Origin of the sequence: Streptomyces griseoaurantiacus (assembly GCF_036189845.1) — a bacterium.
Lineage (GTDB): Bacteria > Actinomycetota > Actinomycetes > Streptomycetales > Streptomycetaceae > Streptomyces > Streptomyces griseoaurantiacus.
The window spans coordinates 3,987,376-4,009,657 of sequence record NZ_CP108326.1; the positions used below are offsets into that span (position 1 = coordinate 3,987,376).

The 22,282-nt window shown below is 73.2% G+C and carries 21 protein-coding genes; 16 read left to right on the forward strand and 5 right to left on the reverse strand.

Features of this window, described 5'->3' with window-relative positions:
• Window positions 1–3: 3 nt before the first annotated feature.
• Together OHB09_RS17800 and OHB09_RS17805 are read right to left on the reverse strand one after the other, a co-directional pair.
• Window positions 4–2,535, reverse strand: a complete 2,532-nt coding sequence (locus OHB09_RS17800; RefSeq protein WP_328922239.1) for a dolichyl-phosphate beta-glucosyltransferase — start codon at window positions 2,533–2,535, stop codon at window positions 4–6.
• Window positions 2,532–3,275, reverse strand: coding sequence for a GntR family transcriptional regulator (locus OHB09_RS17805; RefSeq protein WP_167794004.1), 744 nt, complete (start codon window positions 3,273–3,275; stop codon window positions 2,532–2,534). The genes OHB09_RS17800 and OHB09_RS17805 overlap by 4 nt, the downstream gene beginning before the upstream one ends.
• 334 nt (window positions 3,276–3,609) lie before the next feature.
• On the opposite strand from OHB09_RS17805, the gene OHB09_RS17810 reads away from it, so the two are divergent.
• Window positions 3,610–5,283: a serine/threonine-protein kinase gene (locus OHB09_RS17810; protein ID WP_191852465.1), complete on the forward strand. Its 1,674-nt coding sequence runs from the start codon at window positions 3,610–3,612 to the stop codon at window positions 5,281–5,283.
• Window positions 5,284–5,327: 44 nt separating this feature from the next.
• Here the strand turns inward: OHB09_RS17810 and OHB09_RS17815 are convergent, their stop codons facing one another.
• On the reverse strand, window positions 5,328–6,071 hold the full coding sequence (locus OHB09_RS17815) for an SLATT domain-containing protein (RefSeq protein WP_006141961.1): 744 nt from the start codon (window positions 6,069–6,071) through the stop codon (window positions 5,328–5,330).
• 321 nt (window positions 6,072–6,392) lie between these two features.
• Here OHB09_RS17815 and OHB09_RS17820 point away from each other — a divergent pair, with 321 nt between their 5' ends.
• The 3 genes from OHB09_RS17820 (at window position 6,393) to OHB09_RS17830 (ending at window position 8,179) form a co-directional block, all read left to right on the forward strand.
• Complete coding sequence (locus OHB09_RS17820; RefSeq protein WP_006141962.1) at window positions 6,393–6,734, forward strand: YbaB/EbfC family nucleoid-associated protein; 342 nt, start codon at window positions 6,393–6,395, stop codon at window positions 6,732–6,734.
• A 193-nt stretch (window positions 6,735–6,927) separates the two neighbouring features.
• A complete protein-coding gene (gene recR / locus OHB09_RS17825; RefSeq protein WP_167794006.1) occupies window positions 6,928–7,527 on the forward strand; it encodes a recombination mediator RecR in 600 nt (199 codons plus the stop codon).
• Window positions 7,520–8,179 (forward strand): DUF5063 domain-containing protein, encoded by a 660-nt coding sequence (locus OHB09_RS17830; RefSeq protein ID WP_167794007.1) that lies wholly within the window; start codon window positions 7,520–7,522, stop codon window positions 8,177–8,179. Before recR ends, OHB09_RS17830 begins: the two co-directional genes overlap by 8 nt.
• Here the strand turns inward: OHB09_RS17830 and OHB09_RS17835 are convergent.
• Complete coding sequence (locus tag OHB09_RS17835) at window positions 8,130–8,591, reverse strand: hypothetical protein (protein ID WP_328922240.1); 462 nt, start codon at window positions 8,589–8,591, stop codon at window positions 8,130–8,132. The genes OHB09_RS17830 and OHB09_RS17835 overlap by 50 nt on opposite strands.
• 84 nt (window positions 8,592–8,675) lie before the next feature.
• Between OHB09_RS17835 and OHB09_RS17840 the strand changes: the two genes are divergently transcribed.
• From OHB09_RS17840 to OHB09_RS17895, 12 genes are all read left to right on the forward strand, one after another.
• On the forward strand, window positions 8,676–9,485 hold the full coding sequence (locus OHB09_RS17840) for a helix-turn-helix domain-containing protein (RefSeq protein WP_234525789.1): 810 nt from the start codon (window positions 8,676–8,678) through the stop codon (window positions 9,483–9,485).
• On the forward strand, window positions 9,482–9,727 hold the full coding sequence (locus tag OHB09_RS17845) for a DUF397 domain-containing protein (protein WP_093596890.1): 246 nt from the start codon (window positions 9,482–9,484) through the stop codon (window positions 9,725–9,727). Before OHB09_RS17840 ends, OHB09_RS17845 begins: the two co-directional genes overlap by 4 nt.
• 307 nt (window positions 9,728–10,034) lie before the next feature.
• Entirely contained in the window at window positions 10,035–11,135 is a 1,101-nt protein-coding gene (locus OHB09_RS17850) for a hypothetical protein (protein ID WP_328922241.1), read from the forward strand.
• An 80-nt stretch (window positions 11,136–11,215) separates the two neighbouring features.
• Window positions 11,216–11,794: a Uma2 family endonuclease gene (locus OHB09_RS17855; protein ID WP_191852467.1), complete on the forward strand. Its 579-nt coding sequence runs from the start codon at window positions 11,216–11,218 to the stop codon at window positions 11,792–11,794.
• A 256-nt stretch (window positions 11,795–12,050) separates the two neighbouring features.
• Window positions 12,051–12,941, forward strand: a complete 891-nt coding sequence (locus tag OHB09_RS17860) for an SDR family oxidoreductase (RefSeq protein ID WP_191890402.1) — start codon at window positions 12,051–12,053, stop codon at window positions 12,939–12,941.
• Between the two features lie 105 nt (window positions 12,942–13,046).
• Window positions 13,047–14,750, forward strand: a complete 1,704-nt coding sequence (locus tag OHB09_RS17865) for a phosphotransferase (RefSeq protein WP_328922242.1) — start codon at window positions 13,047–13,049, stop codon at window positions 14,748–14,750.
• A 127-nt stretch (window positions 14,751–14,877) separates the two neighbouring features.
• A complete protein-coding gene (locus OHB09_RS17870; protein WP_167795269.1) occupies window positions 14,878–15,234 on the forward strand; it encodes a cupin domain-containing protein in 357 nt (118 codons plus the stop codon).
• Window positions 15,235–15,453: 219 nt separating this feature from the next.
• Window positions 15,454–16,152, forward strand: a complete 699-nt coding sequence (locus tag OHB09_RS17875) for an HAD family hydrolase (RefSeq protein WP_319116991.1) — start codon at window positions 15,454–15,456, stop codon at window positions 16,150–16,152.
• A 374-nt stretch (window positions 16,153–16,526) separates the two neighbouring features.
• On the forward strand, window positions 16,527–17,831 hold the full coding sequence (locus OHB09_RS17880) for an aspartate kinase (RefSeq protein ID WP_006141975.1): 1,305 nt from the start codon (window positions 16,527–16,529) through the stop codon (window positions 17,829–17,831).
• Window positions 17,828–19,021 carry an aspartate-semialdehyde dehydrogenase gene (locus tag OHB09_RS17885; protein ID WP_006141976.1) on the forward strand — a complete coding sequence of 398 codons (1,194 nt, stop codon included), beginning with the start codon at window positions 17,828–17,830 and terminating at the stop codon, window positions 19,019–19,021. Before OHB09_RS17880 ends, OHB09_RS17885 begins: the two co-directional genes overlap by 4 nt.
• Before the next feature lie 530 nt (window positions 19,022–19,551).
• Window positions 19,552–20,127: a SigE family RNA polymerase sigma factor gene (locus OHB09_RS17890; protein WP_040896133.1), complete on the forward strand. Its 576-nt coding sequence runs from the start codon at window positions 19,552–19,554 to the stop codon at window positions 20,125–20,127.
• Window positions 20,124–21,407: a hypothetical protein gene (locus tag OHB09_RS17895; RefSeq protein WP_006141979.1), complete on the forward strand. Its 1,284-nt coding sequence runs from the start codon at window positions 20,124–20,126 to the stop codon at window positions 21,405–21,407. The genes OHB09_RS17890 and OHB09_RS17895 overlap by 4 nt, the downstream gene beginning before the upstream one ends.
• Here the strand turns inward: OHB09_RS17895 and OHB09_RS17900 are convergent.
• Window positions 21,377–22,231, reverse strand: coding sequence for an SURF1 family protein (locus OHB09_RS17900; protein WP_234525794.1), 855 nt, complete (start codon window positions 22,229–22,231; stop codon window positions 21,377–21,379). The two genes, OHB09_RS17895 and OHB09_RS17900, sit on opposite strands and share 31 nt — an antisense overlap.
• Window positions 22,232–22,282: the final 51 nt, after the last annotated feature.

Below are 22,282 nucleotides of genomic sequence, written 5' to 3' on the forward strand. Positions count from 1 at the left end.
CGGTCAGGGCCGGGAGTCTCCGCCCGGCCGGGTCGTTATGGTGCCCTTCCCGTCCAGGTCCCACACCCACACGCCGCCCACCCACGTCCCGGGGCTGCCGGTCAGGTCCTCCACGGTCTGGCGCAGTGCCTCGTCGTTGGCCTGGGGGGCCAGCACGAGCGCGCCCGCCTTCCAGTACGCGAAGTCCGCCCGTGCCTGCCGCCGCCAGCTCTCGATCTCCAGGTTCGGGGCGGTGCCGCTGTTGCGGACGTCGTTGAAGAGGTTGGACGTGGCGCGCGGGACGGCGCCGTAGATGCCGATGCGGTCCGGTCCCCAGGGGCCGTTGAAGTAGCCGCCGGGCAGTGAGAAGCCGAGGTCGGCGGCGGCCTGCCAGTGCAGTGCCCCGGCGTAGCCGGGATCGGGCAGAGGCACCGGCACCAGGCTCTGGCCGGGGGCGACGTACTTCTTGTAGGTGCCGTCCGCGACGAAGGCCGGCACCTTCTCCCGGGGTTCCGTCCTCAGCGGCGCCGGGACGATCGGCAGCAGGGCGAGGACGACGGCCGTGAGGCCGGCGAGCCGGGCGCCGGTGAGGACGCGGGCGGGGGTCCCGGGCACCTGTTCCGGTGCCAGGCGCTCCAGCGCCAGCGCGAGGAGCATGCCGAGCGCGGGCGCGCACACCATCGCCACGCGCCCCTCGATCACCGACTCGAACAGCGGCCGGTGCGCGAGCAGCTTCCACGGTCCGGGCAGGACGGTGTCGGTGAGCGGGACGCGGACCTTGGACCCGAGGGACAGCAGCGCCGCCCCGGCCGCCGTGATCGCGAGCGCCTTGACCAGCGTCCTGTCCCACAGCCGTACGACGATGCCGAGCGCGAGCAGTGCCAGCGGCCAGCCGTAGAAGGCGTTCTGCTCGGTCGGGTTCAGCGACAGCGCGTTCGCCCGGTCCGCCCCGCCCGCGAGGGACCGCTCGGAGAAGCCGATGAGGGCGAGCGGGCTGTTGCCCGCGTTGTCGCCGTGCAGCACGCTCTTGTAGCTCTGCGGGCCGAAGAACTGCCAGTACAGCGCGAAGGACACCAGCGGCAGGCAGACCGCCACCGCGATGCCCAGCCCCTTGGCGAGCGGCCGCCAGGCCGCCCGTGCCACGTCCCGGCGCAGGAGGGCGTAGGAGCCGGCGAACAGCACCAGCCCCAGCGCGGTGAGCAGCAGTGGTTCCTCGCCGAGGTAGATCTGGTAGGCCGTCATGAGGCCGAGCACGATCCCGTCGTGCCCGACCCGGGTGCCCGCGCACAGCCGCAGCGCCCGGTCGATCATGAGCGGGATCATGAACAGCACGACGAAGTTGGGGTGCGCGTTGGCGTGGCTGATCATCGGCGGCGCGAACGTGGCGAGCGCGGCCCCGGCGAAGGCCGCCCCCCGGTGCCGTACGACCCGCCGGACGAGGAGCCAGTACCAGGCGGTGGCGGTCGCGGCGAGGCCCAGTGTCATCACCAGCGCCAGCGAGACCGCCGGCCCGAGCCACAGCGTGATCGGGGCGAAGGGCACGCTCAGTCCCAGCATGACCGTGTTCGCCATGAGGTTCACGCCGTCGGGGAAGCCCTGGAGGGTGGTGAAGAGCGGATTGCGGAAGTGGCTGATGTTGTCGGCGGTGACGGCGAAGAACCACTCCCACTGGTTCTGGTCCTGGAGGGAGTCGGGCAGGTAGCGGTGGTTCGGGTCGGCCCAGCGGCCGGAGTACAGCGCGAGGGACAGCAGCAGGAACAGGACGGGCACCAGCAGGTCGGCCGGGCGCAGCGCGCGCACCTTGAGGACCGCGAGTTCGGCGAGCATGCGGCCGTAGTCCAGCGGCCGCACCTTGGAGCCGGGCTGGTGGGCCCAGCGCACCGGCACCTCGGCGACCGGCCAGCCGGCCCGGCGGAAGTACTGGAGTATCTCCACGTCGATGCCCCAGCCGTCCAGCCGTGAGGCGGCGAAGGCCTCGCGGGCCCGGTCGCCCTCGAACAGCTTGAAGCCGCACTGGGTGTCGCGGATGCCGGGGACGGCGACCTGGCGTATCAGCACGTTGCCGGCCCGGCCGAGGAGTTCCCTGATCCGGTGCTGGTGCCGTTCGATGGTGGCGCCGTCGGTGGCGCGGGAGCCGATCGCGGCCGCACCGCCCTCGGCGAGGGCGGCCTCCAGCCGGTCCAGCTCCTCGATGGGCGCGGCCAGGTCGGCGTCGGTGACCAGCACCCGGCGTCCGCGCGAGGCGAGCACCCCGAGCCGCAGGGCGTTGCCCTTGCCGCGGTTGGCGGGGCTGCTCACCAGCCGTATGCGCGGGTCGCGGGCGGCGGCCTCGGCCACCACCTCGCCGGTGGCGTCGGTGGAGCCGTCGTCCACGACGAGGACTTCCCAGGCGTGGGTGCCGGTGTCGTCCCCGACGGTCTTGTTCAGGTGGGCGACGATCGCGTCCAGCGTGGGCGCGAGACGCCGTTCCTCGTTGTACGCGGGGACGACGACCGTCAGGTCGAGGGAGGTGGCCGACATGTCCTCTATGACGTCCTGGGCGGCGATCCGGCTCATCCGACGGCCGCCAGCCGTTCCAGCAGGGCCAGGGAGTGCGCGTCGTACGCGGTGACGACGGCGTGCGCGCCGGCCGGGTCGCGGTGGGCGAGCGCGTCGACGAGCTCGGTGTAGCCGGTCCAGAACAGCCCCTGCGGCAGGGGCGCCCCCGGGGGCCGGCCGGGTTCCGGCGGCCCGGTGGGGGCGGCCGCGCGGCGCAGGAGCTGCACCGCGCACGCCCAGGTCTGCACGCGCAGCCGGTGCAGGAAGTCGGTGAGGTGGACGTTGCCGTACAGCTCGCCGAGTTCGCGCCAGAAGCGGACGTCGTAGCCGACGAGCACGCCGAGGTCGCCCGCGGCGGCCGCCCGCCGGGCCTCCTCGCCGCGCCGCCGCACCCCGGCGAGCGTGGCGGCGGTGGCGGGGTCGGCGTCGGGGTCGAAGCCGGTGGCGATGAGCCTGCGGAAGATGCCGTCGGTGACCAGGGAGCGGGCCTGGAGCATGGCGCGGTGGTCCGCCGGGGAGTAGGCGCGCACCGCGAAGCCGCGGTGCTGCACGGCGTCCAGCAGCCCCTGTGCGGACAGGTCGACGAGCGCCTCGCGGACGGGGGTGGCCGAGACGCCGTACTGCTCGGCGATCTCCTTGACCGTGAACTCCTGCCCCGGCTGGAGCCGGCCGGCCAGCACCTCGTCGCGGAGGGCGTCCGCGAGCTGCTGTCTGAGGGTGCTGCGGGTTACGGCGCCGCTGCCGCCGATGCCGGGCATTGCTGGCCTCGCTCCCATCCGCGTGAGGGGGACGCGCGCGGGTGCGCGCGGGGGACGTGCGTCCGCGAAACGTACGTACGCGCGAGGCACGCACCTTTCTCCGAGCACGTCACCTTACGCCGGACGGGTCACGGGCAGGGGCCGGCCGCGGCACGGGCCGGCGGGGGCCGGGGCGCGGGGGCGTGACAGTGTGCCGGACGCGTCACGAACCGGGTGCGGCAGGCAACCGTGCCGGGCCCGGAGCCGTCGGGGACCGCCCCCGGCACTATTCTCGGGCCGGGGGACGGGGCAGGGCAGGGGCGCGCGGCTGCGCCGAGGGGAGGACGGTGCGGCGGTGGAACAGCTCGGGGCGGACGATCCGCAGGTCATCGGGGGCTATCGGCTTTTGGGGCGGCTCGGGGTCGGCGGCATGGGGCAGGTGTATCTGGCCCGGTCGGGCCGGGGCCGCACGGTGGCCGTGAAGCTGGTGCGGCGGGACCTGGCCGAGCGGGAGGAGTTCCGCGCGCGGTTCCGCCAGGAGGTGGGGGCGGCCCGCCGGGTCGGCGGGGACTGGACCGCGCCGGTCCTGGACGCCGACACCGAGGCAGAGATCCCCTGGGTGGCCACCGGGTACGTCGCCGGGCCCTCCCTGGAGAGCGTGGTGGGCCGCGAGCACGGGCCGCTGCCGGAGAGCACGGTGCGTTCCCTCGCGGCCGGGCTCGCGGGCGCCCTGCGGGACATCCACGCGGCGGGGCTGATCCACCGCGACCTGAAGCCGTCCAACGTCCTCGTCACGATCGACGGGCCGCGCGTCATCGACTTCGGCATCGCCCGGGCGCTGGAGTCCGCGGGCGAGGAGGGCATCACCCGCACCGGCGCGCTGGTCGGCTCGCCCGGGTTCATGGCCCCCGAACAGGTGCGCGGGGATCCGATCACCCCGGCCTGCGACGTCTTCTGCCTCGGCTCGCTGCTCGCCTACGCGGCCACCGGGACGCTCCCCTTCGGCGCGGCGGACAGCGGGGCGCACGCCGTGATGTTCCGCATCGCGCAGGAGGAACCGGACCTCTCCGAGGTGCCGGAGGGCCTCGTCGACCTGGTCCGGGACTGTCTGCACAAGGACCCCGCGCGGCGGCCCACCCCGGCACAGGTGCTGGACCGCACGGGGGCGCAGGACACGCTGCTCGGGGGCCGGATGCGGGAGCCCTGGCTGCCGGCCGCCCTGGTCGCGCAGCTCGGGCGGCACGCGGTGCGGCTGCTGGAGGTGGAGGACCCGGGGGAGGAGCCGCCCGGCGCCCGGGCGGCGGGCCGCACGCCCACGCGGGTGTCCACGCGGGCCGCGGACGGTGGAGCCGGTGCGACGCCCGTGACGGCCTCCCCGGGCTTCGGGCCGCCGCTCGGGCCCGCGCCCGTGCCGGTTCCGCCGCCCTCGCCCCACGGCGGCCCGGTGACCGGCCCCGTTCCTCCCGCACGGCCCCGGAGCCGGAGGGCGGCGACGGTCGCGCTGGTCGCCGTGGCGCTGGTCGTCGCGCTGGGCGCGGGCGGGGCGGTGCTGGCCGTGATGCGGGGCACGGACGACGGCGGCGGCACCGGCCGGAAGGGCACGCACGGCGGCGGAGGATCGGCGTCCCCCGCGAACGGGTCGCCCACCCCGGACGCGGGCGAGCCCTTCGGCGGCGGCGCCGTCCCGCGCGGCTACGTCGGCACGTGGACGGCGAGCATCGACAACGACGGCGGGCACAGCACCCGGCGGCTGGTCGTGCACCAGGGCAAGGTCGGCGAGCGGGTGCTCTCGCTGATCGCCGAGGGACCGGCGGGCGGCGGGACCTACCACTGCGAGTTCCAGGCCGCACTCGCGGCGGAGCCCACGGACGGCGGGCCGGTGTCGATCGGGCCGTCCACGGTGACGGTGGGACGCCCGGCGACCTCCTGCACACCGGGCGCCGCGACGGAGCTGGCCCTCCTCCCGGACGGCCGCCTGCGCCGCACCACGACGGACGGCTCGTCCCTGACGTACGACAAGGAGAGCTGAGCGGCGGCACCCCCGGGCGCCGGGTGTCCGGCGCGGGCCGGGGTCTAACCGCGCGGCTCCGGGGGGCGCTGGCGCGGCATGTGGGGGCGGGACGGGGAGAGGTGCGTCCGGAGGGCCGCCCCCGAGGGTGTGTCCGCCCGGGGCAGGCCCGCGCCCGCCTCCGGGCGCACCGGGACGCCCACCCCCCGGAACTCCGTCATCCAGCCCGCCGTCTCGCCCCGCACCAGTTCGCCGACGTCCTCCGCGAACCCGCGCAGCACCCCCAGGCAGCGTTCCGCCGCCTCCGCCGCCGTCCCCTCCGCCGGACCCAGCACCTCGCGCACGCTCTCCGCGGCCCAGTCGAACTGGAGCGTCCGCAGCCTCCGCTGCACCGCCTGCGCCGTCGCCACGTCCCGCATCCACCCGGAGGTCACCCCGAAGAAGCGGTCCCCGGCCACGCACGCCGCGCCCAGCAGCAGTGCGAGATACGCCCACGGCACCGCCCCGTCGACGACCCCGGCGAGGTCGAGCAGCGGCAGCATCGCCCCGCACACCCCGCCCGCCGCCGCCCCGGCCCGTAGCAGCCGCGCCCCGCGCCGCTTGCCGACCCGGTCCGCGAGGTACCAGGCGACGGTGTCCAGGGCCCCGCGCTCCACCCACAGATACAGCTCGTGCAGCCGTTCGGCCGGCTCGCCCCAGTCCCCCTGCGGAAACGGCCGCCCGGCGAGGTCGGCAGGCCAGGGCCGTACGGCCCCCTCGCCCCGGCCGCTGCTGTGCGGACCCTCCGGCTGCGTTCCCGGCTGACTCACCCGGCACTCCCTCCTGAACCGACCGGCGGACGGCCCGCGCGGGGCCCGTGCACGGTCCACGCACGACCGAAGCACCGTGCGCCCCGGGCGCACCGCCCCTTCCTACCCCCGATGGGTGGCCGGTGAGAGTGTTTCGCCGCTTATCCGCCAGGAAGGGGGGCTTGGCCAGGTATAAGGCGCCGGAGGTTTTCACTCGAAAGAGTGGCAGGGCGCCGGGGCCGGGGAGCACGTAGGCTCGTGCCGAGCGGAAGAACGGGCCGCGCCCATGCGGCCACGAGCCGCGTGCAAGCGCATACGTGCCGTACCCGACAGGAGCTGATCGTGATCCCCGGTGGTGGCCAGCCGAACATGCAGCAGCTGCTGCAGCAGGCCCAGAAGATGCAGCAGGACCTCGCCCGGGCCCAGGAGGAACTGGCGCGCACGGAGGTCGACGGGCAGTCGGGCGGCGGCCTGGTGAAGGCGACCGTGACCGGCGCCGGCGAGCTCAGGGCACTGAAGATCGATCCGAAGGCGGTGGACCCGGAGGACACCGAGACCCTGGCCGACCTGGTCGTCGCCGCGGTCCAGGCGGCCAACGAGAACGCGCAGAACCTCCAGCAGCAGAAGCTCGGCCCGCTGGCCCAGGGTCTGGGCGGCGGCGGCATCCCGGGACTGCCGTTCTGATCCGGGGCTGACCCGGTCCCCGAGCCGGGGCAGACCGGGGCGAACGGCATGGGCGTACGGCGGGAACCGCGGGAGTCACCGCGAGTCCCCGCCCGGCCGTCCCTTCTAAGTGGCACGGCGGCCAACTACCGTACGTTCCAGGAAACCGAGCCCGGCACCGTCCGGACCGGGCTCATGTGGAAAGGCACATCCGTTGTACGAAGGCGTGGTCCAGGACCTCATCGACGAGCTGGGGCGGCTGCCCGGCGTCGGTCCCAAGAGCGCGCAACGGATCGCCTTCCACATCCTCCAGGCGGAGCCGACCGACGTCCGCCGGCTCGCGCACGCGCTGCTGGAGGTCAAGGCGAAGGTCCGCTTCTGCTCGGTGTGCGGCAACGTCGCCCAGGAGGAGCAGTGCGCCATCTGCCGTGACGCCCGCCGCGACCTGGCCGTCATCTGCGTGGTGGAGGAACCCAAGGACGTGGTCGCCATCGAGCGCACCCGCGAGTTCCGGGGCCGCTACCACGTGCTGGGCGGCGCCATCAGCCCCATCGAGGGCGTCGGGCCCGACGACCTGCGCATCCGGGAGCTGCTCGCCCGCCTCGCGGACGGCGCGGTCACCGAGCTGATCCTGGCCACGGACCCCAACCTGGAGGGCGAGGCCACCGCCACGTATCTCGCCCGCATGATCAAACCCATGGGCCTCAAGGTCACCCGCCTGGCCAGCGGCCTCCCGGTGGGCGGCGACCTGGAATACGCGGACGAGGTCACCCTCGGCCGCGCCTTCGAGGGGAGACGACTCCTAGATGTCTGACGCCACGCTGCACTCCAAGACCCAGAGTCCGGACGACTTCGCGGTCCAGGTCGCCGACCAGATCGAGAGCTTCCTGGTCGCCGTCACCGAGGTCGCCCGGGGCGACGAGCCGGACTCGGCCGTCCCCTTCCTCCTCCTGGAGGTCTCCCAGCTCCTGCTGGCCGGCGGCCGCCTCGGCGCGCACGAGGACTTCGTCCCCGAGGAGCGCTACGAGCCCGACCCGGGACCCGAGCCGGACGTCGACGACCTGCGCGAGCGGCTGGCCAGGATGCTCGACCCGGTGGACGTCTACTCGGAGGTCTTCGACCCCTACGAGCCCCGCAAGGCCCCGGTCCCGGCCCGCATCTCCGACGATCTCGCCGACGTCATCGCCGACCTGCGCCACGGCATGGCCCACTACCGCGCGGGCCGCAGCGTGGAGGCGCTGTGGTGGTGGCAGTTCTCCTACTTCTCCAACTGGGGCTCCACGGCCTCGGCGACCCTGCGCGCCCTGCAGTCCCTGGTCGCCCACGTCCGCCTCAACCAGCCCCTCGACGAACTCGACGGCCTGGACACCGACCAGGACCTCGGCGAGGACGCCCTCGCGGAGGAGGCGGGCCGCGTCATGGTCCGGGAGATCGGTCTGCCGCTGGGAGTGCGCCCCGTCGGGTGAGCGGTCCGCCGGTGCGCGGCCGGGCCACTGCCCCGTGCAGTGCTCCGGCGTCGACGTGGGGCGCGGTGGGGGTCGGTGCGCTGTACCAGCGCAGCGGCCAGGTGCTGCCCTCCAGGGCGGGAACGCCCACGTAGGCGACCGTGCGGCCGCCCTGGCCGGGCAGCCGCTGCACCCCCGGCGGCCAGTCGTGGTGCCGCGCGGTCCCGGGCGGGAGCAGGAAGTACACCCAGCGGCCCCGTCCCGCCTCGCACACGATGGGCCCCGCGTCCTCGTCCGTCGCCTCGATCAGATGGTCGGCGACCAGCTCCCCGTGCAGCCCCCCGATCCGCACGGCGTCGAAGTGCACGCCGGTCAGGCACAGCCGGTGCCCGGCGGCGGGGACCCACTCGGGACGGTGAATTGCGCTCGTCATGGTCACACCGTGCCGCCCGCCTCTCTACGTTCGGTAGCGACCCGGGGGCGACGCGCCCCGGTGTACCCCTCGGAGGTGGTTGCCGTGCCCGGCCCGAACAACTCCCAGCCGCCCGTCGCCTGGCGCTACAGCGGCAACCAGATGAAACGCTGGCGCACGAAGGCGAACATCAGCCGCGAGCAGCTCGCGGAGGCCGCGAACTACTCCCCGGACACCATCAAGTCGATGGAACAGGGGGTCCGCATGCCGACCCCGCGCGTCCTCGACGTCGCGGACGAACTGTGCCGGGCGGAGGGCTTGTTGAGCGCGGCGAAGGACTACCTGCTGCGGGAACGGTTCCCGGCACGGGCCCAGGACTTCATGGAGCGGGAGAAGGAGGCGATCAGTCGTTGGTCCTACGAGGTCACGTACGTTCCCGGGCTGTTGCAGACGGAGAGTTATGCGCGAGCCCTGATCGAGAACCATGTCCCGCCCCTGGACGACGCAATGGCTGAGGAACGCGTCGTCGCGCGCATGGCGCGGCAGGCCATCCTCACCGAGCGGAAGCCACCGGTGGGCCTCAGCTTCGTCGTCTACGAGGCGGCACTGCGCAATCCACAGGTGGACGCGGACCAGTTGCGTCACTTGCTCGACAGGTCCCGGCTCCGGAACGTCGCCCTTCAGGTACTTCCGTTCGAGCGAGCCATCCCCGTCGCGCTGATGGGGCCGATGGTTCTCCTGGAAACCCGTGACCACGAACGGTTCGCGTTCGCCGAAGGCCCGTTGATGAGCGAGCTCTCGGCCGATCCGAGGGTTGTCAGCCTTGCGACCGAGCGGCTTAGCATGATCCGGGCGCAGGCCCTCAGCCCCGCTGAGTCGGCCCGCTTCATCGAGGGGATGGTGGATCGGCAATGAGCGACCGGTTGAAGTGGTTCAAGTCGAGCTACAGCGACAGCGAGGGAGGCGACTGCGTCGAGGTCGCCCTCGCGTGGTTCAAGTCCAGTTACAGCGACAGCGAAGGCGGCAACTGCCTGGAAGTCGCCCACTGCGACCTCGTCCACGTCCGTGACTCCAAGGCGGCCCCCACGGGCCCCGAAATCCGCGTCGCCGCGCCCGCGTGGTCGGCGTTCGTCGCCGCAGTTCGGCCCGGAGCTTGAGCCCCGAGTTCCGGGCTCCGAGCTTCGAGCTCCTTCCTTGGGTTTTCTGGGTTTTCTGGTCTGGTTGAAATACCCAACCAACCAGGTCTGAACGCAAGTTGAGGCGTCGTACCTCGTAAGGGTGACGTTTCGTGATCGGCTTGCTTCGGTGCGTGAGGCAGCTCTAGGTTCGCGACAAACGACCGAAATGAGTCGGCCCCGGCGGTGCGGCAAACACCAATCCGGGGCCTGACCTACGCATCGAATCGAGACTTCGACCGTGGCCTACGCCAACCTTAGTGTCGCCCTCCCCTCCGCGTCCCACCCGATGGCCAATTCGGGCTACGGAAAACGCCCCGCGGGTGAGGAAGACCCGCACGCGGACACCGAGTTCGCACATCTGCTCCCGCGTGACGCGGAGATCGCCGTCTACCTCGACCACCTGGACACGGGGCACGCGATGGGGCACAAGGTGCTGGCGGCGGAGCACCCCCGGTACGGCCAGGGGGCGATGCGGACCTCGCTGTCCCGGATCACCGAGGCCGGCCACCTGCGCTGGATCAAGGAGCACGTCACCGTCGAGGGCGGCGCGATGCGGTGGGTCACGCGGACGTACTGGTCGCGTACCCGCAGGTCGGCGGAGTGGTGGGCGCGGTTCGCGCGGGAGCGGCACGGCAAGGACGTGACCCGGGAGCATCAGCCGGGCTTCGCCCGCGTCGAGGAGCAGCCGGGCGCCGAGGAACCGGCCGCCGAAGACCCGGTGACCACCGGAAATCACGCCGTCGCGGAAGCGCCCGCCGCCGCACCGGAAGCACCCGAGCCCGAACCCGCAGCCGAAGCGGCGCCCGAACCCGCGCCCGAGAGCGCCGCCTACCGCGCGCTCACCCACGTACGTGCCGCCGATGCCCGTATGGCGCTCACCGAGGGCGACTGCCGCTCCCTCGCACCCCTTGCCGAGGAGTGGCTGTCCCGCGGGGCGAGCCCGAAGGACGTCACGCGGGCCCTGACCGAGGGGCTCCCACCCACTGTCAGCAACCCGGGCGGACTCGCCCGACGACGACTGGAGACGAAGATGCCGCCGCAGAAGAGGGCGCCGCGTGCCACGGTGACCCGGGTGATCATGGCCTGCGCCACGTGCGACCAGGACGAACGGACGGTGCGGATCGACCGGGGCATCTGCGAGGACTGCCGCGCGGAGGAGGCGGCCCATCCGATGTCCGACGAGGACGTCGTCAAGGGCTTCGAGGAACTCGCCCACCTGGGCATCACGGCGGCGCACTTCCTGAAGAAGAAGCTGGAGCGGAGGACGGGCGGGCCCGTGCCCGACACGTTCCGTCCCGTACCCATCGAGGACCGCGTCTTCTACCACTACCGCGACAACCGCGACCGCATCGCGAACGGCCTCCGCCCCAGGCGCTGGAACCCGTGAGGGCCCGGGGCGACAAGGTGGGTGCCACGCGCGTGCGGGCGGTGCCGGTCGGGGCACCATGGTGTCGAGGAGGCGAGGCCATGACCCCCACGACCGAACACCGGCCGCAGATGTCCGTCGAGGAGTTCGAGGAACTGGAACGCCGGGCCCCGGAGACCGTACGGCTGGAGTTCATCAAGGGGAGGGTCCAGGTCAAGCCGGTGACCGATGGGAACCACGATCAGATCGTGGCCTGGCTGCAGAGGCTGTGCATGCAGCACCGTCCCGAGCTGTGGCTCTACGGCGAGCGCGGGATGAAGGTGGAGAGCTACCGCAAGGGGCGGGCGCGTCCGGACGGTGTCCTCGCGCCGTTCGGGTTCCCGGCGGGGCACGGGGACTGGTCCGAGTCCGAGGGCGTGCTGATGGTCGTGGAGGTCACCTCGCACGATTCCGACACTCACCGGCGCGACCGCGTCGAGAAGCCCGAGGGCTACGCCGCCGCCGGTGTCCCCGTCTACCTGCTCATCGACCGGGAAGAATGTGCGGTCGTGGTGTTCAACCAGCCGGAGAGTGGACGGTACCGGCATCAGGAGACGCTGCCCTTCGGCGCGACCGTCACGCTGCCCGACCCTGTCGGGATCACCCTCGACACCCGGCCCCTGCAGGATCTCGTCGACTGAGCCCGGATCGATGGCCCGGACACCGACCGGACCTCCGCCCTCGGCCCGGTGATCGCACCGTTGCGCTTTGCTGATCTTCACGTAATCTCTGTGGCCGGGTCGACCGCCCTCCTCGACCCGTCGCGACGTGCGCCCGCCGGGCCGCGTCGTGCCCGGCGCCGTTGCGTCCCCGCTCCGTCCCGCGACGGAGCCTGCGCGGCACCGGTCCGCCCGTGCGCTCGGTGACGACTGCACTGATGCTGGAGGGAAACCCCCCATGCCCGCGAAAGTTCTCCTGACCGGCGCCGGAGGTTTGCTGGGCGGCGCCGTCCTGCCCGCGTTACGGGCCCGGCACGAGGTCGTGGGATGGTCGCGCAGCCGCCCGGCGCCGGATCTGTACAGCGTGGACGCGACACGGTCCACCGAGGTCGACCGCTTCTTCGACGCCCACCGCCCGGACGTCTGCGTGCACTGCGTGGCCGCCCCCGACGTGGCGGCCTGCGAGCGCGACCCCGACATGGCCCACGCGCTGAACGTCCGGACGACCGAGAACGTGGCGCGGGCCTGCGCCCGGCAGGCGGTCCGGCTCGTGTACCTGTCGACCGAGTTCGTGTTCGACGGGAAGTCGGAGACCGGTTATGCGGAGGACGATGTTCCCAATCCGCTCCAAATGTATGGTCGGACCAAGCTCCTCGGTGAGGAGCGTGCCTCCGAGGTGCCCGAGCACCTGATCGTCCGCCTCCCCGTGCTCTACGGCGCGCCGGTCCCCGGGCGGGGCCGAGGCTGGATCGAGCGCATGCTCCTCGCGCTCTCCGAGGGCCGCACCGTCGAACTGGACGACCGCGTCGAGCGGCAGCCGACCTGGACCGAGGACGTGGCGGCGGTACTGGAGGAGGCCGTCGCCCGCCGGGAGACGGGAGTGCTCCACGCGGCGAGCCGGGAACGTCTGACGAAACTCGCATGGGGACGGAAGCTCGCCGAGGCGGCGGGGCTGCCCGGCACACTGCTGCGGCCCGCCCGCGCGGTGCCCGAGGGGCAGGAGGTGCCCCGGCCGGCCCGTCCGTGGCTGCTGACCGACCGGCTGGAGCAGCGGGGCATGCGCGTGCCCGCGGGCGTCTCCCACCACGCCGAGTCCTACGTCCGCTCGCTGCCCGGCCCCCGCGGCTGACAGCGGTCCCCCACCGCACTCGCGGCCCCGCCCGGCCACGCGGCACGTTCGCCGTGCCCACCGGTGGGCGGTGCCGTCCGTGCCCCGGCAGACGGAAGCAGGCACATGCAGATCATCGTTCTCGACACCCTGTGCGCCCGGCACCCGGACTCCCCCTACGCGGTCACGCCCACGGTGGGGGAGGCCGTCCACGAAGGCACCGTCAGCGGCGTCACCGTCCTCGGGGGTGAGGACGCCCCCGGGCAGGACGCCCCCGGGCACGACGGGCCCGGACAGGACGGGCCCGGCGACTGGCCCGGCCTGGTGCGCCGCGTTCCCGTGCGGGGCACGCGGCAGCGGCTGCGGGCGCTCGCCGCCGCGTTACGGGAGGAGGCGGGAAGGGTGCTGGTCGTCGACTGCTCCTGCGCGATACGGCCCGAGACCCTCGCCGCCTTCGCCAACCTGGCGACGTCCACGGCGCTGGTGACCGACCGCCGGGACCTCCCGGTGCGGGCCGGCGCGGTGGTCCGGCACGAGGGCCGGGCGCCGTTGGTGCTCGACCGCCTGGCCGCCCCGGACGACCGGTGCGAGGACGGCGAGACCTTCGGCTACCTGGGCTCGGCCGTGCTGCTGAACGCCGACCGGACGGCCCTCGCGGACATCCTCGACGCACGCCCCGGCCCGCCCTCCTGGCGGGTGGCGCTCGGTCGCCTCGCCCGCCGTGTCCGCGTCCAGTGCGCCGTGCTGGCGCAGGACATCCACGGCCACGACATCGTCGTCGAGAACCGGCTGGCCGGCGGGTCCTACGCCCGCACCTACGTGCACCTGCACCGGCAGGGACGCCGCATCGTGCGCAAGGAGGCATTCGGGGAGGGACAGGACAAACTGTCCGAGGAGATCGGCTGGCTGCGCGGGCTCGACGACTCCGCCCGCCGCCACTTCCCCGACGTCGTGGAGCACCGCATCGAGACGCGGGGTGCCTCCATGGACCTCCACTACCATCCCCTGCCCACCCTGCGCGGGCTGATCCTGTCCGGGGCGATCGACGAGGAGGAGGCCGCCCTGTGGGCGCGCCGCATCCTCGCCGTCGTCAAGCGGGATCTGTACCCGGCCGGTGAGCGGGACGTGCCGGAGGACTACATCCGGCGCACGCACCTGGACCGCGTGGCGAGGAGGCTGGCGGAGACGGCCGCCGCGCTCCCGCACCGGCACCGTCTGTGGGAGGCGGAGCGCGTCCGGGTGAACGGGGTCTGGCTGCGCAACGTCCGCCACGTCGTCGCCGACCTGGGGCGCGACGAGCGGATGCTCGGCCTGCTGACCCCGCGGCGGCTCCTGCGCACCCACGGCGACCTGCACTTCGACAACGTGCTGATCGACCGGAGCAACCACCGGTTCCTGCTGATCGACCCGCGCGGGAATCCCGGCTACGACGTGGCCTACGACCTGGGGAAGGTCTGGCACTCGGTCAACTCGCTCTACGACCTCATCCACGGCGGCCACGTGGAGGTGACCGTCGGGGAGACGGAGATCGACTACACCCTCACGGCCCCCGAACTGGTCGCGTTCTACCGCGCGGTGCGCCGGCGCCTGTACCACTGGCTCACGGCGACGCGCTGGCACCGGGGCGAGCCCCACTGGCTGCTGAAGGTGCGCCTCGCGGAGGCGGCCCACATGTGCAGCGTGATGCCCTTCCACATCGCCCACGACGAGCGGGAGACCGTCGCGCTCGCCTGCTACGCCCGGGGCGTGGAGCTGATCAACGAGCTGTACGGCGACCTCGCCGAGGAGGCCGGCCGCAGGACCGGGACCCGCCTCGCGCCGGTCTCCTGACGCACGACGGCGCACACCGCCGCCCACCACCGACGCGACGACACCACCGACGTGACGACACCCGCCACTGACGACCCGCCACTGACGACCCGCCACTGACGACCCACCACTGAAAGGACGCTGTGACATGCGCGTAGTGCGCCATGCGGACCAGGAGGCCGCCGCCCGCCCGGACGGCCGGACCGTGCTGTCCCTCCTGGACCTCCCGGTGGAGGTGCCCGTGGACCGGGTCGGGATCCTGTTCGTCGAACATCCCGCCGAGTTCACCGAGTCGAGGCACTACCACCGGCACCTGTACGAGGTCTTCTACTTCCTCGACGAGGCCGACTACTGGGTCGACGGCGCCGAGGTCCGGCTCCGGGCGGGCGACCTCCTCCTGCTGGAACCGGGGGACGCGCACGGTGCCCTGCCGGTGCCGCACCCCGTACGGCTGATCGTCTTCCACGTGCCCAAGCGGGCCGGTGACAAGGTGGACGTGCCGTGACCTCCGTAGTCCGTGAACCGCCAGGGCCTCTCGTTCGGATCGTTCCGGCGTCGCGGGGTCCGGCACGCGCCTCTGCGGCGTTGTCGTCGGTTGCCAGGGCTCCGCCCTGGCGCCCTCCTCCGCCTTGCAGCCGCACGCACCGGACCCCGCTCGGGTCGGCCGAAGACGTACCGCGCCTGCCGGCCGGCCCGATCCGAACGAAAGACCCTAGGAGCCGCCTTGACCGTCAAGGGGTACATGTTCGACTTCTCCGGCACGCTGATGCGCGTCGAGCCCACGGCGGACTGGCTGGACGCCGTCCTCGACGACCTGGGCATCGAGGCCACGGCCCGGGAGCGGGCCGGGTGCGCCGCGCGCCTGGAGCGGCTCGGCGCCCTGCCGGGCGGTGTCTCCCCCTCGGTCCTGCCGGACCGTCTCCGGCCCTCGTGGGAGCGTCGCGACCTCGACCCCGGCAGCCACCGGGCCGCCTACGTCGGGCTGATGCGCGAGGCGGACCTGCCCTGGGGTGAGGAGGTCCTCGACGCCTTGTACGCGCGCCACATGACACCGGCCGCCTGGCGCCCGTACCCGGACACCGCGGAGGTCCTCGGCGAGCTGCGCCGGCGCGGCGCGCCGGTGGCGGTGGTGAGCAACATCGGCTGGGACCTGCGGCCCGTCCTGCGGGAACACCGGCTGTACGACCTCGTGGACGTCTTCGTCCTCAGCTACGAGAGCGGGGTGCAGAAGCCGGACCCGAAGATCTTCCGGTCGGCGTGCGAGGGCCTGGGCCTGCCGGCCGCGCAGGTGCTGATGGTCGGCGACGACCGGGTCGCGGACGCCGGGGCGGAGCGCCTGGGCTGCCGGGTCCGTTTCGTGGACCACCTCCCCGCGCACGCGCGGCCGGACGCGCTGAGGGCGATACTCGACTCGGCGGACTGAGCACGGTCGTCCCGCGGCGAGGGTGGTCGTCGCGCCCGCTGCCCGGCCGCGATAGCACGGTTCCCGGCCGGGCGGTCCCCCTCGTCGGAAAGTGTGAGGACGGGCACTTTCCGCGTGGTCGCCGCGTTCCTCGGGCAGGAGCCGTCCGGGCACGGCGTCCGAAGGAGTGCGGCGTGCCGGAGCGGCCGGTGGTTCTCGCGGGTCACCGGGCGACCGGGAGACCTCGCAACCGGGGTGATCACGTCCTGAGCGGGACATCTCACCATGTGGTATCCCGGAAGGGGAATTCGGCCGCTCGATAGACTGAGCCGACCGCGCCGTACACACGTATGTGTGCGGACAGCGGACAGAGACGGACTGAGCGAGGAGCGCACGTGGGCCTTGTCGTGCAGAAGTACGGAGGCTCCTCCGTAGCCGATGCCGAGGGCATCAAGCGCGTCGCCAAGCGGATCGTGGAAGCCAAGAAGAACGGCAACCAGGTGGTTGTCGTGGTCTCCGCGATGGGCGACACGACGGATGAGCTGATCGATCTCGCGGAGCAGGTGTCGCCGATCCCTGCCGGGCGCGAGCTCGACATGCTGCTGACCGCGGGGGAGCGGATCTCCATGGCCCTGCTGGCCATGGCGATCAAAAACCTGGGCCACGAGGCGCAGAGCTTCACCGGCAGCCAGGCCGGTGTCATCACCGACTCCGTCCACAACAAGGCGCGGATCATCGACGTCACGCCCGGCCGCATCCGGACCGCGCTCGACGAGGGCAACATCTGCATCGTCGCCGGTTTCCAGGGTGTCAGCCAGGTGGGCAAGGACATCACCACGCTGGGCCGCGGCGGTTCCGACACCACGGCCGTCGCCCTGGCGGCGGCGCTGGACGCGGAGGTGTGCGAGATCTACACCGACGTGGACGGTGTGTTCACCGCCGACCCGCGGGTGGTGAAGAAGGCCCGGAAGATCGACTGGATCTCCTTCGAGGACATGCTGGAACTGGCAGCCTCCGGGTCCAAGGTGCTCCTCCACCGCTGTGTGGAGTACGCCCGCCGCTACAACATCCCGATCCACGTCCGCTCGTCCTTCAGCGGACTCCAGGGCACCTGGGTGAGTAGCGAGCCGATCAAGCCGGCGCAGTCGGCACAGCACGTAGCGCAAGGGGAACCAAAGGTGGAGCAGGCCATCATCTCCGGGGTCGCGCACGACACCTCGGAGGCCAAGATCACCGTCGTCGGCGTGCCCGACAAGCCGGGCGAGGCCGCGTCGATCTTCCGTGCCATCGCGGACGCGGAGATCAACATCGACATGGTGGTGCAGAACGTCTCCGCCGCCTCCACGGGGCTGACGGACATCTCCTTCACCCTGCCGAAGGCCGAGGGCCGCAAGGCCATCGACGCGTTGGAGAAGGCGCGGCAGGTCATCGGCTTCGACTCGCTGCGCTACGACGACCAGATCGGCAAGATCTCCCTGGTCGGCGCGGGCATGAAGACGAACCCCGGGGTCACCGCCGGGTTCTTCGAGGCGCTGAGCGACGCGGGCGTCAACATCGAGCTGATCTCGACCTCCGAGATCCGCATCTCGGTCGTGACCCGCAAGGACGACGTCCCGGAGGCCGTCCGCGCCGTGCACAGCGCGTTCGGCCTGGACTCCGACAGCGACGAGGCGGTCGTCTACGGAGGCACGGGTCGATGACCCCGGAGCCCCCGCGCGCCCCGGCCGTCCCCGCGAGGCACGGCACCGGGGCCGTGGGGGCGTCCGCGCCCCGGCCGGCTCCGCGCCCGGCGCCCTCGGCCCGGCAGGCGGACAAGCCCGTCCTCGCGGTCGTCGGCGCCACCGGCACCCTCGGCACCGTGATGCTGCGCATCCTGTCCCAGCGTGCCGACATCTGGGGTGAGATCCGGCTGCTCGCCTCCCCCCGCTCGGCCGGCCGCAAGCTGACCGTGCGCGGCGAGGAGACCGAGGTGGCGGAGATCGACGAGGCCGCCCTCACCGGCGTCGACGTCGCCCTGTTCTGCGTGCCCGACGAGGTGGCCCGCGAATGGGCGCCCGTCGCCGCCGCCCGGGGCGCCGTGGCCGTGGACAACTCCGCCGCCTTCCGGACGGACCCCGAGGTGCCGCTCGTCGTCCCCGAGGTCAACGCGCACACCGCCCGTGTGCGCCCGCGCGGCATCCTCGCCAGCCCCGGCTGCGCCACCCTCACGATGATCGTGGCGATGGGCGCGCTGCACGCCGAGTTCGGCCTGCGGGAACTGGTCCTCTCCTCGTATCACGCGGTGAGCGGCGCCGGCCGCGGCGGCGTCGAGACGCTGCGCGAGCAACTCGCCCTCGTCGCCGGTACGGAGCTGGGCACGAACCCCGGCGATGTGCGCCGTGTGGTGGGGGAGGGCACCGGCCCGTTCCCGGAGCCGGTCGCGCTCAACGTCGTGCCGTGGGCGGGCACGTTCCTGGAGGACGGCTGGTCCTCGGAGGAGGCCGGGTTGCGGGAGGAGACCCGCAAGGTCCTCGGCCTGCCGCAGCTCCCGATCGCGGTCACCTGTGTCCGCGTCCCCGTGGTCACCGCCCACTCCCTCACGGTCCACGCCGGCTTCGAGAACGAGGTCACGGTCGACAGGGCCCGGGAGATCCTGGCCACCGCCCCCGGCGTCGTGCTGTGCGACGAACCGGCCGCCGGGGAGTTCCCGACCCCGGCCGACGTGGTGGGCACGGACCCCTCCTGGGTGGGCCGGGTGCGCCGGGCGCTGGACGACCCCACGGCGCTCGACTTCTTCGTGTGCGCCGACAACCTCCGCAAGGGCGGCGCCCTCAACGCGGTGCAGATCGCCGAACTCGTCGTGACCGACGGGGTCCGGACCGCGCCGGGCCCCGGACACCACGCCGGGTGATCCCGGCGGCAGGGGGAGGCGGCGAGGGCATCCGACCTGCCCGTTCGGTCCGAGGACGCTCCTTATACGCTGGCCAATCCGACAAGTATTTGTAGGATCTGTGTCAGTCCCGTGGCCGGGTCGGACCCACCTGGTCCGGACCACTTGAACCGGACCCGTCCGGAAGACGAGGATTTCCCTTCCCGCTCCTTGCAACCGCACGGACGGCGGGGAGCGTCATTGCGTTCGCCCTTCGGGGGGCGGCCGGCAGCGCAGCAGGCAAGCACAGGGGAAGAGCTGGTAGGCATGAGGGCACGGGACGTACTGTCCGCCGCGCCGGGGGAAGCAGGTCGGACGGACGGGGCGCCCGTACGCGCACCGCTCACGGGCGGGCGACGCGGTACACACGAACCCGCGTACAACCCTGACGGCCCCAGGCGTGTCCAACAGGCGTGGCAGCAGAGGTACTCGAATTCACCGCGGCGGTTCAGACGAGGGGAACGACCCTGCGTCCGCCCCGCCGGTCCCGCGCGACCGGCGCGCCCGGCGGCATGCCGGTGATCGCGCCGATGCCCGCGACGCGGCCCGCCCGCATACCGAGCCAGCGTGAGGGCGCAGAGGAGGCCGTGGCGTCCGGTACCACGGTCGACCACCTCACGGAGACCTACCGGGCCCACTACCGGTCCCTGCTGGGACTCGCGGCCCTCCTCCTCGACGACACCGCCTCCTGCGAGGACGTCGTCCAGGAGGCCTTCATCCGCGTCCACTCCGCCCGCAAGCGGGTCCGCGACCCGGAGAAGACACTCGCGTACCTGCGGCAGACGGTGGTGAACCTCTCCCGCTCCGCGCTGCGCCGCCGCATCCTCGGACTGAAGCTGCTGTCGAAGCCGATGCCCGACATGGCGAGCGCCGAGGAGGGGGCGTACGACCAGCTCGAACGGGACTCGCTGATCAAGGCCATGAAGGGCCTGCAGCGCCGCCAGCGCGAGGTGCTGGTGCTGCGCTACTTCGCGGACATGACGGAGGCGCAGGTCGCGGCGACGCTGGGACTGTCGCTCGGCTCGGTCAAGGCGTACGGCTCGCGCGGCATCGCGGCGCTGCGCATCGCCATGGGAGCGTCGGCATGACCGAGCACCGCAGCAAGCCCGACGACGGACAGCAGGCTGGGAACGAGAACGTGAACGACCGCCGACCCGAGGACCACGGCCGGACGGCCGCCCCCGGCGACACCACGGCCGACCGGTCCGCCACCGCCGAACCGGAGCCCGAGGCCGACCCCGAACGGACCGGCACGGCCGCCGGGCGGGACCGCCTGCTGGCGGCCCTCGGCGACACCTCCGCCTCCGCGGGGAACGGTGACGGCACGGTGCACGGAAACGGCGACGGCTCGAACCGCTCGGACGACGAGCTGGGGCTCGCCCCCGACGAGACGGCGCTGCGCGACGTCCTGCACTCCGCCGTCGGGGACCTGGAACCCCGCGAGGGCACCCTGGAGCACCTGCGGCGGGCGGTGCCCGCACGCCGGGCCCGCAAGCGGCAGGCACTGGTCGGCATGGCGGCCGCCGCGCTCTTCGCCGGCACCGCCGTCCCCGCCCTGGTGCACGTCTCCAACGCCACCGGCTCCCACGCCGACCCGTCGATCGCCGGCCAGGCCTCCCAGGCCCACGGCGGCACGGGCAAGGACAAGGACGGCGAGGGCGACTCCGGTGACTCCTCCGGTCCCTCCCACTCGGTGCGGGACAAGGACAAGGCGGGCAGCGGGGGCGCGCACGACAAGGGCGGCGGCAAGGGCCGCTCGGCCGGCGGCGGCTCCACCGCCTCCGGCTCCGGCCTCGCGGACTGCACGGCGGTCCAGCTCGGCGGGGCCACCTCGAGCGTCGCCGCCGCCGACTCCGTCGGCGTGGTCTACGGCACGTTCCGCGTCGCCAACATCTCCGGGAGGGCCTGTACGTTCTCCGGCTCCGGCACGGTCGGCACGGCCGCCCAGGGCGCGGCGGACGCCTCGCAGCTCACCGTCGTCAGCCATGTCGCGGGCGACGCCGCCACCGGGCTGCCCGACCCCTCGCAGGAACTGGCCTCGCTGATCCTGAAGCCCGGCATGGCCTACGAGGTGAAGTTCGCCTGGGTGCCCTCGGCGACGTGCCCCACCGCGGGCGGCGCGGGCGGCGGCTCCGGCGGGCCCACACCCGACCCGACCACCTCCGACGGCAGCACCGGCACGTCCGCGGGCTCCTCGGCCACGAACGGCAACGGCGCCTCCTCGCAGCTCCTGCGGACGGACGGCGTGGCCGACGGCAGCGTGGTGGTCTCCCACACGGCGGCGACGGGTTCGCCGACGGTGACCGCGACGATCCCGAACGCCTGCGCGGGGACGGTCTACCGGACGGGAGTGCTGGCGGGGTCCTGATCCCTGGGCCCGGCCTCGCCGGCGCCCTCGGGCTCACCCCCGCCGCCGGGGCCCTCCGGGTCGCCGTCCGGCAGGATGCCCAGCTCCGCGTCGCGCTGGAACTCCACCTCGCGGCGCAGCAGCCGGAACCACATGAAGACGACGAAGCCGGCGAAGACGAACCACTCGCCGGTGTACCCGAGGTTCTGGAAGGCCCGCAGATCGAGGCCGGAGTCGTCGGGCCGGCTCGCCGGCACCGCCGTCATCCCCGAGTCGGCGGTGTCCAGGGTGACCCAGGCGTCGTACACGTCGTACGGCACCAGGTTCACCAGGGAGGCTGCGCTGATCGCGCCGACCTGCCCGGCAGGCAGGCCGCCCGCCCCGCTCGCGCCGTTCTGCCCCGGTGTCTCGGAGGCCTGCAGCGCGCCGGTGACGGTGACCTCGCCCTTCGGCGCGGCCGGCGCCTTCGCCGCGGACGGGCTGCCGGGCAGCCAGCCCCGTACGACCGGCAGCGCCTTGCCGCCGTCGGTACGGAGCATGGTCAGCACGTAGAAGCCGGTGCGGTCCTCGAGCTCGCGGTCCGGGACCAGGAGCTGCCTGCCGTAGTGGCCCTTCGCCGTGGCGCGCTTGCCGGAGGTGGCCTTGTCCACGGGGAGCAGCGAGGCGAGCGGCCGCGCGGCCTCCTTCTTCGCCTCGGTGGCCTGCTCCGTGGCGGTGCGGTGGTCCTGCACCCGGTCCTCGAAGCGGCTGAGCTGCCAGGAGCCCATGAAGACGCAGACGGGGACGGCGAGGAGGGCGAGTACGTTGATCGCCCACCAGCGGGGGGTCAGGAGGAACCGGTACACAACGCCAACGGTACGGCGCCGAGGGGGGCGGGAGGCACGCGGGGTGCCCCC